The following is an 11,872-nucleotide window of genomic DNA, read 5'->3' as shown; positions in this document are numbered from 1 at the left end:
CCTTTTAAATCATTTATTTGTTTTATTTATTATATTTTCTATATGAACTGTTAAATAAAGCAGTTCATCATTGCTAACTTCGTATCCATAAGTTTCTTCAATAAATTTCTTTACCTTAAGGGAAACTTCATATGCTAGCTTATATTTGGTTTTAACTAATTCAAATAAATCAAAATCTATTGCACCTTCATACTTTTCGTTAGAAATAACTCTCTTAGCAAAAAACTTTAAATGAGTTATAAATCTATCGTAGTGAATACTAGATTCTCTCAAATCTTGGTTAAATTCATATTTTATAATTTTTAAAACCGCGTTTATTATTGAAGTTATTTCCTCAACTTCACTGTTTCCTGTGTTATCAGAATAAGAATTAATAATGTGAAGTGCAATGAAGCTAGCTTCATCTTCATTCAAATCTAAATTGTATTTTTCATTTAAAGTATTTATTGCACCAATACCTATATTATAATGTTCCGGATAATACCTTCTGATATCAGATGTTAGAACGTTTTTTATTGTAATATTGTCTCTATTCCTCTTAACACTATTGTAGATATGATCTGCCAAACTTATATGTATGGAAGAATTCATCTTTTTGCCAAATTTTTCATCTGCTTCGCTTATAATCTCTTCGCTAAATATAAAATATTCTACAGGTATTTCTTTGAGTAACTGAAGATATTTATCGACATCTTCATTCTTTTCTATAATAAAGATTTTTTCAATTTTGGACTCGTCAAGCCTATCTCCAGGCTTCTTAGCAAATCCTAATCCCTTACCCATCACTATCTTTTCGATACCATCTTCATTAATACTAACAATGTTATTATTAATCAGTCTATTAATTTTCATATCATCGAATCACCCCACTTTCTTGCAATAAAAAAACCTATTTGCTCATCAAAAAAGATAAGCAAATAGGTTTAGCTTGACTTAACAATAACTATCCATCTAAGTATCTTATTAAATTATAACACTTTATAATAATATTACAAGTCTTTACTTAATATCTCCCGCAAGAAACGAAAAAGCAAAGTCGTATCCTGCTCTTGCTGCCACATTCATGGACTTTACATGGGAAAATTGGGTGGAGTATATTACTGTTATTTCTGGGTTTTCTTCTCTTGCTATGTCTGCTAGATTATTTACTAAATGTGAAGTCACATTTTTATATCTAGGAGGCTTGTCAAATTTTTCTACTCCTATTTCCCACAAGTATTTTGAGTTTTGATTGGCACCTACTATGGCTATAAGTTTTTCTTTATCATAGTAAGCTAGGGCGAGTCTATCCTTCCAAATACCATCATCAAAGCTAAAGGCGTGCTTAGTAACGCCCTTAAATTTCGAAAAGTCTTCTTCTTTTATTCTAGTAAATTCATAGAGACTATCTATTTTCTTAAAACTTCTACTAGGTCCCATAAGAGGACCCATATTTTTTAGGGTCATATTGTGGTTATTAAGGATATTTTGTAATTTTATAAGATTCGGCGTTTCCATAAACCATTCTGCAGGATAATCACTATACTCTTTTTCTAATTCTTCTAATAAATTTTTATCAGAGGAGCGAACCAATAAGGAAGTGCCCACGCAATTTATGGCAAGATGATGGCGATTATAGGATAGGAAACTATCATCGTAGTCATTTAATATAAAATGATTTTTACCATCTAGTAAATTTTTATTGCCAAAATCATTTTCCAATTGTTTTACTATATTTTTATCCATAGTTTAATCCCTCACATAAAAAATGGCTGGGATAGTAGGACTCGAACCTACGCTCTCCAGAGTCAGAATCTGGTGCCTTCCCAACTTGGCTATATCCCAACAAGTATTATAATTATATCACTTATTTCCCAAGTAATAAAGCCTTTTAAAGATTCAGTTACTCTAACTTTTTAAAAATATCCATCATGCTTTCATTCTAGCTTTGTAAAAGCTTTTGATCAGTAGTTTTTCATGGATCATCCTCGCTTTTTATAAATTATTATAAAATTTAAAGTTTTCTTATTTTTTACCTTATCATGGGTAATTTTAACTCTTAATTTAATAAAAATCTTCTAATATATGATAATGAAAATCATTATTGACTATATGTCAAATTAATGTTATTATTATTTAGTAAATAGATAAAAAATAACTGCTATAAGAGGAGAGTTTATATGAAAAATAAAAATAGATTAGTTATTGCCAGTGTTCTATCACTTGGATTAGTTTTTAGCGCTTGTGGAAATGATCAAGCTAAAGAAGATAAGGCTTCCGAGGATACTAGTCAACAAGTAGAAGAATCTAAAGATAATTCTGCTGAAAATGATGACGCAAACAAAACAGATGATGAGTCTACAAAAACTGATGATAATAAAGCAGAAGAAAAAGAAGAAAGTGAAGAATCAGATGATGATGTAAGTTTGTCTGATTGGGATGGCAAATGGAATAGTATGTACGAATATTTAGAGGATGATGATATCCAACCAGCTTACGCAACTCTAGCTGAAAAAGATGGTGTTGAAGAAAGCAAGGCAAAGGATGATTATCTAGAAAAAAGAAAGACTAATTTTGCAGGTCTAGTTGTTGACGGCGATAAGATAACATTCTTGGATAATTTTCCAGATAAAGATGGAAAAACTATAGGTGAAGGAACTTACGAATTCTCTAAAACAGAAAATCAAATGGTAGGCGAACACAAAATAACTTGGAATATATTCGAAGCTACAAATGATGATGCCCCATATAAATATATGATCTTGATGGCTATAAATCCTGACGAAGATCTTGTACATTTCCACTTTAGATATGGTGATGATTTAGATGAAATACTAAATAAAGAAGGATGGTTCCCAACAGTAGTATCTCCAGAAACTACTAATGAACAATTGATAGAAGAAATTACAGAATAATTTAATTTTCACTTTCAAAATTTATGTTTTATCTCTACTAAGTAAGGTGTATGCTTGGAGCAAGCCTATAGGATTTCTCCAAGCTCTTACTTTTACTTATAATTGTATTCTTTTTTGATCAAGCTTAAATCCAAACATCCTACTAAATTAACATCCACTTCTACTAACCCTCTAAGTCAAATCTAACTTATTATCTAAATTAAAATTATATAGAAGACCTTAAAAGTAAAAAAGGTAAAATTATTATAATGGACTATTTTTGTTAGGTCTTAATCTTCAACAGAGTAATTAAGTGAGCATTAATTAGTTACTAAAAAATTTAATAAATTAAGATAAAAATAATAAATGATAATGGAGGGTATATGTCAATTAATTATTTTATCGAATTATTGGGTGGTCTTGCCCTGTTTTTATATGGGATGGCTATGATGAGTAAGGGCCTAGAGCTTGCAGCTGGGGATAAGCTTCGTGTTATAATAGAAAAAATGACTTCTAATTTTTTCAAGGCTATCTTGGTCGGTATCATAGTTACTGGTATTATCCAATCTTCATCCGCAACCACAGTTATGGTTGTTGGCTTTGTAAACGCAGGACTGATGAATATCTACCAAGCTGTTGGGATAATAATGGGGGCAAATATTGGTACAACCATTACAGGACAGCTTGTTGCTTTAAATATTTCTGCCATAGCTCCTATAATTGCATTTATTGGCTTCGTATTGAATACTTTTGCTAAAAAAGAAAGGAAGACTTTTTTAGGACAAGCTATAATGGGACTTGGATTTTTATTTATGGGCATGGATTTTATGAGCACAGCTATGCAACCACTTAGGGATTATCCTGGTTTTGTCACACTTATGACCAAATTTCAAAATCCTTTGTTAGGAGTATTGGCTGGAACAATTATTACTGCCATTATTCAATCGTCATCAGCATCTCTGGGTATCTTACAAGCTATTGCTAACCAAGGTGTGATACCACTAAAATCATCTATGTACATAGTGTTTGGCTTTAATATAGGAACTTGTATTACATCAGTCCTATCTGCGCTTGGATCATCCAAAAATGCAAAGAGGACAGCCCTTGCCCACGTACTTTTTAACATCATAGGAACAATCATATTCATTATTTTGGCTATGTTTGTGCCAATAGATGAAATTGTATTAAGGCATTCTAGGGACTTGCCAGCTGCACAAATAGCAAATCTGCACACCTTGTTTAACCTTGTAACAACCATTATTCTAATTCCTTTTTCAAGAAAACTTGCAGACTTATCTGTAAGTCTTATTCCTGGCAAAGACAAAGAACAAGAAGAAATGAGCTTGCAATATATCAACAAGAATATAACAAAAGATGTAAATGCTACATTTACAGATGTTAGGGCGGAAATAAATAGACTATTGACCATAGTAGATCTTAATTACGAAGATTCAATGGACATCTTGGTAAACTTTGATGAGGATAAATACCACGATATTTTCCACAGAGAAAGAATTATCAACCACTTAAATAAAGAAATATCTGCTTTCATTATAGATGCTTTATCCATGTCTATGGATGAAGATACATCAGCAAATTTCGTTTCTTATTTGAGAATATCAAGAAATCTAGAAAGAGTTGGCGATCATGCCAAAAATGTTGCAGATGTTGCAAAACTTAAAGCTGAACAAAAATTAGACTTCACAAACATAGCTTATGACGATTTGTACGCACTAAATGAATACACGATAAAAATGCTAAAGGCATTGAGAGAAGACTTACCAAAAGATGAAAGAGTAAAAATAACAAGTGAAAACTACAAAATCGTACAAAGAGATGTAGAAAAATGTAGATATGAACATATGCTAAGAATGAGAGAAAGACAATGCGATCCAGAAAGCGGCTTAATATACGAGAAAACTCTAACAGCTTTGGAAAGAATATCTTCATACCTATCAAAAACAGCAAAAATATCCATATAAAATAATCGGCAGAGAAATCTGTCGATTTTTTTGTGCAAACTTTAGCTAAAGTCCAATTATTTATTCGTAATGTTCGCTATTTTTTGTTTATCTTTTTTATAATCGGGTAATAAAAACATATATTTATATAGTAAAGCAAATTACAATTATTTGTTAATTAAACAAATCTTATCACAAAACTTTTTGTGGTTTATAATTTTAGAAAAGATAGCGAGAGGAAAATATATGAAATATAAAACAAGCTTAGCCTTTGTTATTAGCTTGGCCCTACTTACATCATGTAATGATACGGCCGATCAAAATGATAATAAGGCAGAGCTATCCAAAAGTGAAACAGAGGACGATACTACAGAAAATACAGTCGAAACAATCGAAGATAATAAAGCAGAAGATAAGGAAGCTAAGGAAGAAGAGAAAAAATCAGAAAGCCAGGAAGAAGAAAAGTTAAGCAAAGAAGAACTATTTAGCAAATTAAATGAACTTCCTAGTTTAGAATCCTACAAGATTGAAACTACCGCAGAAAAAATTGCAAAAGCAAATTCTGATAATCCAGAAGTAATAAGTTCCACTGATGCAAAGCTTGAATATATCAAAGAGCCACACATCTACCATGCCCTATATCAGATTCACGACCCTGCTGTAGGTGAAATGGAAACTGAAACTTATCAAAATGGCAAAGTTGCAGTCACAAGACAAGATGCTAGCGGGTGGATGAGAACTGAAATACCAGAAAACGAAGCAAATGACGAGAACAATATAATAGTAAACGAACTTGATGATTACTACACAGTAAGCGAAACTGATGATTACTATCTTATAGAGATAGAAACAACACCAGACAACCTCGAAGAAATCAAAGATTTGATAATGGGTGATGAATTTGAGCAAATATTTGATGGTGAACTAACAACTATTAGGATTAACCACAAATTTGACAAAGAAACTCTTTATCCAATCAGCTATGCTTTGGAAGCCGAGTCAATAAATGAAAACGGTGACTTAACTCTGTATAAAAATAGCGATGTCTATAAAGAGGTAAATGCAGTAGAAGAAATCCCTATACCGGATGAAGTAAAAGCTTTATTAGAAGAATAAAATAGGAAGGGAAATATTAAATGAAAGATAAAAAAGGAAAAATTTTAATTTTAGCACTTGTTCTGTCGATTTTAACAGCTTGTAGCGGAAACAGTACCCCTACAAAAGAAACTAGCGAAGTCACTGCAAATGAAACAGAAAATATAGAGACTAACGAAGAAAACAAGGAAGATGATATAAGCGAGGAAGAATCAAAGGCTGATAATCCACAAGTAGACAATGAAGAAGAGCCAGAGGGTCTAAGTAAAGAAGAACTTTTTAATAAATTATCAGAGGAAGCTAGCCTGGATTCTTACAAGATTGACACAACCACCCAACAAATAGCTAAGGCTAATTCTGACAATCCAGAAGAAGTAAATGGTACCGAAGGTTATGTAGAATTCAATAAAGAAGCTAACATTTACCACTCCCTATATACTATATATGATGCAAGCGTTGGCCAGATGGAAATGGAGTCCTATCAAGTTGATAATCTAATGGTTTATAGAAAAGATGACAGTGGATGGGTTAAAACTCCGATGACAGAGGACGGAGAAGATGTTTATAATGTTTCAGACACCGATAAAAATAGTAATAGGGTTTTTAAAGAACTTGAAGAATATTATGAGTTAAGTGAAAATTCTGATGATTATACCCTAGAATTAGAATCCAATCCTGAAAACATTAATGAAATGAAAGATATTATCTTAGGAGATACATCAGGTCAAGTATTTGTTGGCGAACTAACATCTGTCAAGTCTTGGCACAAATTTCGCAAGGATAATTTATACCCTATTTCTTATGATTTTGAGATAGAATTCACCGATGAAAACGGAGACGTTAGATTATATAATTACACCTCAGAATACAAATAAATAAACGAAATAGATGAAATAAATGTACCTGATGAAGTAAAGGCTTTATTAGAAGAATAATTTAGAAAAGGAGATTAAAATGAAAGTTAAAAATGGCAAATATTTAATACTAACCCTTGCCCTGTCCATACTAACAGCTTGCAATGGAAATACCGAAGAAAGTATACCTCCAAAAGAAACAAGTGAAGTTACGGCAAATGATACAGAAAATACTAAAACAAGTGACACAAGCAATGAAGATGAGTCAAATGATGAAGTATCAAAGACTGACGATCAACCAGTAGATGAAAAAGACGAATCAGAAGCAGTAAAAGAAAATGATGTCGATAAAGAAGACAAGATGGAAGAAGATCAAGAGGATAGTGAAGACTCAACTGAAAAAGAAGCCTTGTTTGAGCAAATAAAAACAGAAAATGACAAAGTAAGAAAAGTCCTCATGAAGACTAAGATTCAAAAAATAGACCCAGAAAATACTACTACCCAAACTTTTGATGCCGATGCCCTATATGGTGGCGATTTGCAAGCTATAAAGGCTGATACAATTTCAGAATCAAGCGACGGATACTATCAAGAATTTACTTTTGATGAAAATGACAATACCAAAGCTACTATTTTAGAAAGACAAGCTGGCGAAGAAGAAACCACAGTAACAGAAGCAACAGTTGACAACTTTGACCTCCATCCGGACTACCATAGGCTGATCCAAGCTGTCATGGACTTAAAAGATGAACTAGAAGTAAGTGAAGATAATCAAAGCATAAAGCTTAGTCTCAAAGAAGACGCAAAAGATGTTCTAAAACATATAGAAAATGAATATAATATAGAACTTACGCTAGTAGAAGAAGATGAAATAGAAAAATCAATGGAAATAGAATTTGATAAAGAAAGCAAATTGCTAAAGAGCGTTAACCTAGAGCTAGATCCTCAAATAGACGAACTAAAAGACCACAAAATCACAATAGAATCCTTATTTACCGACCATGATTTTAATAGCAATTAAAATACCCAAAAGTCTATATACTCTCCAGTAAAGGTGGACCAAGAAAACTTGGTTCACTTTTCTTATTAATCTATCCTTTATAGCAAAACTAGCTAAATAAATATTATCTAGCTACTATAAAGATAATATACCTTTGTCATCCAATTATTATATGATTTAACTTTAATGTGTTTCATATACATACACTAAAATGTGTATTTAATTAATAATTAATATCTGATAATATAAAACCATAAATAAAGAGGAGGAATAAAATATGAAAAACACAAAAATTAAAATCCTAGGAATGGCACTATCAGCATCATTCGTACTATCATCTGTAGCACCAACGGTAGCATCTGCTAATGCATTAAATACACCAGCCACTACTAACTATATAGAAATAGACCCAAATGCAGTAAGTCCAGAAACTATTACATCAATAATCAAAAAAGCAGAAGCATTAAAAAATATTGTTAACCACATACCTGGTGGACAAGCTTATGCAAAGGCTATCGATATCATAATCAACGTTTTAAAGAAAGTTGATCCTGCAAAAGCAGCTAAAAAAGTAGAACTGGCTTCTGAAGCAATAGAAACTATCAAATTCTCTATTGAAGATATCCAAGGCAAAACAAAGAAAGCTCACGTTGAGATAGGTCTTGAAATAACAAAAGAAGTATTAGTTCTAGCTGATCCTTTTGCAAGCAACCAAAAATTAGATAAGGCTATCGAAAACCTTAAAAATGCCAAAGAGCTAGCAAAAAATTCAGCTGATATAACTGACGAAGATGTAGCAACTATTTATGTTAAAAAAGATTTAAACAAAGCTATAGAAGAAGCTAAAAAATTAAAAAGAAGCAAAGAGACTACAAAAGAGCAAAAAGAAGAAATAAACCAAGCCATTAAAAAAGCAGTTCATACAAAAAACAAAGCTAAAGTTACAGTAGCAGAAATAAAAGCTGCAACAGCTGAATTACAAGAATTCTTAGATAACTTTGTAATAGGAGAAGAAGACGTAAGTCCTGAAGAAAACGACATTGCTGAAGTAAATGAAAGTCCAAACGAAGAAGAAATAACAGAGGAAGATACAGAAACTGAAGAAGAAGTAACCGAAGATTCTGAAGCTTACGATGAAGAAGAAGTAACTGAAAATCCAGAAGATGAAGAATTAATAGACCCAGAATTTAGTAATGTTACTTTAGATGAGATTGAATCTGTAGAAAATAATTAAAGCTTTAATCATTTCCTACTATAAAATATTACCCTGTAATAGCCTCCATTAAAATTGAAAAATTACTGATAATATAAAAAGACAAAGTCCCTTTATAAGAGCTTTGTCTTTTTTTAAATAATAGTAAAAAAATTTCTCTATTCTTAATATCATATAATCTTCACAAATTTCATTCTTTATTCATAAAAGTTCACCTTTATTCGTAACCTGTTTAAAAAGGAGCTAAGCAAAGTACATGTAAGGCCATTTTTTTGCCTCCATAATGTGAAAATAAGTCCATCTTCCACTAAGATTACTTAGAGCTTTAATATGAGAATGGTATTATTAACACAATATTTTTGTACTAAAAAGGTGATGTTTCAGAAGAGGTAAATCTATTATGTGCATTAGCTTTATTCATAAAATGTTATTATCTTTCTAATTATTATATTAGTAATACAGGAAATTAAATCAAATTAAAGGCCAATAATCTTTTATAAATTAGGCATTATTCTATTATAAGCTTATCATCATTACAATAATGAAAACAATCGTATGGAATTATATTTTATGGTACAGTAATTTTAAACAACATTAAATTTGGAGGAAATGAATGATTAGAGGAATTATTTTTGATTTTGATGGTGTCATAATAGATACAGAAATTGTCTCCTATAGGATATATAAAAAAATATTGTCTGATTTTGGTCATGACTTTACTAAATACGATTATGCCTATAATTTTTCCGGAAAAACTGAAGAGAAAAATGTAAATAATTTAATTGATCAATATAAACTACCTCTTTCCTTTGACGAGTGTTTCGACTTAGTTATAAGTACTGAAAAATCAATGTTAGCAAAAGGAGTTGACCTAAAAGCTGGTGTAAACGAATTATTAACTTACCTAAATGATAATAATATAAAAATGGTCGTTGCTTCATCAAGTACTAGAGAAAGAGCAATAAATATACTAGAAAAACACGACATTAAACACTACTTTGAAGGCTTTGTCTTTGCAGAAGACATAAGTAAGAGCAAGCCAAACCCAGAAATTTTTACTAAAGCAAATGAATTATTAGGATTCGATAAGGAAGAATGTTTAGTCATAGAAGATAGCGAAAACGGTATCTTAGCAGGATACAGTGCTGGTATTCCTGTAATATGCGTGCCAGATATGAAAATACCTAAAGATGAGTATTTAGATAGGACTAAATATGTAGTGAAATCTTTAGAAGAGATAATAAGAATCATAGATGAAATAAATTCTTAAATTAAAACACGTCATAAGTAATTATATTCAACCAGTAATACTAAATCATTTAATAGAGTAAATATATTTACAATAATCTTAAATATCGACAAAGGCAAATTCCATAATATTGGACTTTGTCTTTTTTTATAAAATTATAAAAAATATTTAGCTGGAGAAGATATTAAGATTTTTCAGTAGGCGAATTATCTTGCCTAGCAAACAATTTTCCCTTACAGGTGTATTAAACTAAAAAAGGGGCTGTTGCAAATTGATAGATATCTATCGTTCCATCATTGGAGTGCACTCCCATAAAGTTTGAGGTTTAGCCCGCCGGCTTAGGGAGGCGTTTAGCCCGTCGGCTGGTTGAGACCTTTCTGGGAGGGTGCTCGAATGATATAGGAACGATTTATCTATTTTGCAACAGCCCCTCTCGCTTCGCTCGACCATTCCACGGACCCCTAATATGGCGGGGATAATTTCCTCCTCTAGCCGGACGGGCTTTCTTTAATTCAGCAGCTTCCACCAAAACTCATTAGCTTCGCTAATTCACCGCCACTCCCGTGGCTCATTTTGGGGTTAAATGTGCCAAATCAAGTCAAATTTAACACTCACCGGGAGGCCGGTCCTAAAGGAGGCGGACAGCCTTCACCTTTGGTGAACCACTCCGTGGTGGGTCCTCCCCTGGCCGGACGGGCCTGCTTTCGAGTACCATCGGCGTTATGAGGCTTTCGGCTTCACCGACCATTCCATGGAGGGTTCTTTATGAGCCGCACGGGCTAATTTTCTGTGTTCGGTATACATAAACACCCGTTGATTTCGGGTCCAGGAGTTCGAACACAATCGTTTATGCCGAAAACTGAATGCAGTTAAAAGCCCATTGATTTTGGGCTTTTAACCCGAAAAACTAGTGCGGAAGCACGGTTAGGTTCGATAGAACCGATTTTCGTAGAGCACGGAAGAGTTTGCGAAGCAAACAGGTTTTTGTGACAGGTGTATTATTATGTAAATAAAAAGAACTGGTAATATTACCAGCTCTTAGTAATTTAGCGACTTCCTACTCTACCGGGAGGTCACCCTCCGAGTACCATCGGCGTTAATGAGCTTAACTTCTGTGTTCGGTATGGGTACAGGTGTATCCTCATTGCTATCGTCACTATATATTTTTTGAACCTTCTAAATAGCAGTCTATCTTTTAGATAAACCCCACTCTATCCTGAGTCTACGCCGTAATTTGTATTCAAGCTGCTTTCGCACCTTGAACAAATCTGGCGGCTGACCTTCCATCAATTCATCTTTGATGAATTGGGATAGGGCAGGCACAATATTTCCAGTCAAGATTTAAAGTTTAGTATCCTTTAGCTTAATACATTACTGTACTTACACCTTGGACCTATCTAAGGTATTTTCTTTACCTTCTTTTAGAAATCTTATCTTGAGGGTTGCTTCGTACTTAGATGCTTTCAGTACTTATCAATGCCATACTTAGCTACCCAGCTATGCTTCTGGCGAAACAACTGGTACACCAGTGGTATGTCCATCCCGGTCCTCTCGTACTAGGGACAGCTCCTCGCAAATTTCTTACGCCCACGCTGGATAGGGACCGAACTGTCTCACGACGTTCTGA

At 32.7% G+C, this 11,872-nt stretch carries 9 protein-coding genes, 1 tRNA gene, 1 rRNA gene and 1 other annotated feature (1 of these 12 running past the window's edge); of the genes, 7 read left to right on the top strand and 4 right to left on the bottom strand.

From position 1 onward, the window contains the following. Positions 1-9: 9 nt before the first annotated feature. The 3 genes from licT to BN38_RS04260 all read right to left on the bottom strand — a co-directional run bounded on the left by licT (position 10) and on the right by BN38_RS04260 (position 1,824). Positions 10-852 (bottom strand): BglG family transcription antiterminator LicT, encoded by an 843-nt coding sequence (gene licT, locus BN38_RS04270; protein WP_044565757.1) that lies wholly within the window; start codon positions 850-852, stop codon positions 10-12. A gap of 147 nt (positions 853-999) precedes the next feature. After that, positions 1,000-1,725, bottom strand: coding sequence for a hypothetical protein (locus tag BN38_RS04265; protein WP_044565756.1), 726 nt, complete (start codon positions 1,723-1,725; stop codon positions 1,000-1,002). Between the two features lie 23 nt (positions 1,726-1,748). Continuing rightward, positions 1,749-1,824 (bottom strand) — tRNA-Gln (locus BN38_RS04260). Positions 1,825-2,159: 335 nt separating this feature from the next. Between BN38_RS04260 and BN38_RS04255 the strand changes: the two genes are divergently transcribed. The 7 genes from BN38_RS04255 (at position 2,160) to BN38_RS04225 (ending at position 10,266) form a co-directional block, all read left to right on the top strand. Continuing rightward, complete coding sequence (locus BN38_RS04255; protein ID WP_044565755.1) at positions 2,160-2,894, top strand: ZinT/AdcA family metal-binding protein; 735 nt, start codon at positions 2,160-2,162, stop codon at positions 2,892-2,894. A 362-nt stretch (positions 2,895-3,256) separates the two neighbouring features. Then, entirely contained in the window at positions 3,257-4,855 is a 1,599-nt protein-coding gene (locus tag BN38_RS04250) for a Na/Pi cotransporter family protein (protein WP_044565754.1), read from the top strand. Positions 4,856-5,080: 225 nt separating this feature from the next. Further along, a complete protein-coding gene (locus BN38_RS04245; protein WP_044565753.1) occupies positions 5,081-5,950 on the top strand; it encodes a DUF6612 family protein in 870 nt (289 codons plus the stop codon). 20 nt (positions 5,951-5,970) lie between these two features. Then, positions 5,971-6,804: a DUF6612 family protein gene (locus tag BN38_RS04240; protein ID WP_044565752.1), complete on the top strand. Its 834-nt coding sequence runs from the start codon at positions 5,971-5,973 to the stop codon at positions 6,802-6,804. A 79-nt stretch (positions 6,805-6,883) separates the two neighbouring features. Beyond that, on the top strand, positions 6,884-7,804 hold the full coding sequence (locus tag BN38_RS04235) for a hypothetical protein (RefSeq protein WP_044565751.1): 921 nt from the start codon (positions 6,884-6,886) through the stop codon (positions 7,802-7,804). Positions 7,805-8,060: 256 nt separating this feature from the next. Beyond that, a complete protein-coding gene (locus tag BN38_RS04230; protein ID WP_044565750.1) occupies positions 8,061-9,017 on the top strand; it encodes a CAMP factor family pore-forming toxin in 957 nt (318 codons plus the stop codon). 592 nt (positions 9,018-9,609) lie between these two features. Continuing rightward, on the top strand, positions 9,610-10,266 hold the full coding sequence (locus tag BN38_RS04225; RefSeq protein WP_044565749.1) for an HAD family hydrolase: 657 nt from the start codon (positions 9,610-9,612) through the stop codon (positions 10,264-10,266). Between the two features lie 1,023 nt (positions 10,267-11,289). On the opposite strand, the gene rrf is transcribed toward BN38_RS04225, so the two are convergent. Beyond that, positions 11,290-11,406 (bottom strand): 5S ribosomal RNA (gene rrf / locus BN38_RS04220). Positions 11,407-11,575: 169 nt separating this feature from the next. Beyond that, positions 11,576-11,872 (bottom strand) — a sequence feature (23S ribosomal RNA rRNA prediction is too short) (it continues 1,180 nt past the right edge of the window).

Origin of the sequence: Anaerococcus provencensis, from assembly GCF_000312365.2 — a bacterium.
Classification (GTDB): Bacteria; Bacillota; Clostridia; order Tissierellales; family Peptoniphilaceae; genus Anaerococcus; species Anaerococcus provencensis.
The sequence above is the reverse complement of the archived record's forward strand: the minus strand, read 5'-3'. Positions and strand labels throughout refer to the sequence as shown.

Bases quoted from the DNA above. Each gene is read 5' to 3' on its own strand.
- licT (WP_044565757.1), bottom strand. From the start codon at position 852: ATGAAAATTAATAGACTGATTAATAATAACATTGTTAGTATTAATGAA.
- BN38_RS04265 (WP_044565756.1), bottom strand. From the start codon at position 1,725: ATGGATAAAAATATAGTAAAACAATTGGAAAATGATTTTGGCAATAAA.
- BN38_RS04255 (WP_044565755.1), top strand. From the start codon at position 2,160: ATGAAAAATAAAAATAGATTAGTTATTGCCAGTGTTCTATCACTTGGA.
- BN38_RS04250 (WP_044565754.1), top strand. From the start codon at position 3,257: ATGTCAATTAATTATTTTATCGAATTATTGGGTGGTCTTGCCCTGTTT.
- BN38_RS04245 (WP_044565753.1), top strand. From the start codon at position 5,081: ATGAAATATAAAACAAGCTTAGCCTTTGTTATTAGCTTGGCCCTACTT.
- BN38_RS04240 (WP_044565752.1), top strand. From the start codon at position 5,971: ATGAAAGATAAAAAAGGAAAAATTTTAATTTTAGCACTTGTTCTGTCG.
- BN38_RS04235 (WP_044565751.1), top strand. From the start codon at position 6,884: ATGAAAGTTAAAAATGGCAAATATTTAATACTAACCCTTGCCCTGTCC.
- BN38_RS04230 (WP_044565750.1), top strand. From the start codon at position 8,061: ATGAAAAACACAAAAATTAAAATCCTAGGAATGGCACTATCAGCATCA.
- BN38_RS04225 (WP_044565749.1), top strand. From the start codon at position 9,610: ATGATTAGAGGAATTATTTTTGATTTTGATGGTGTCATAATAGATACA.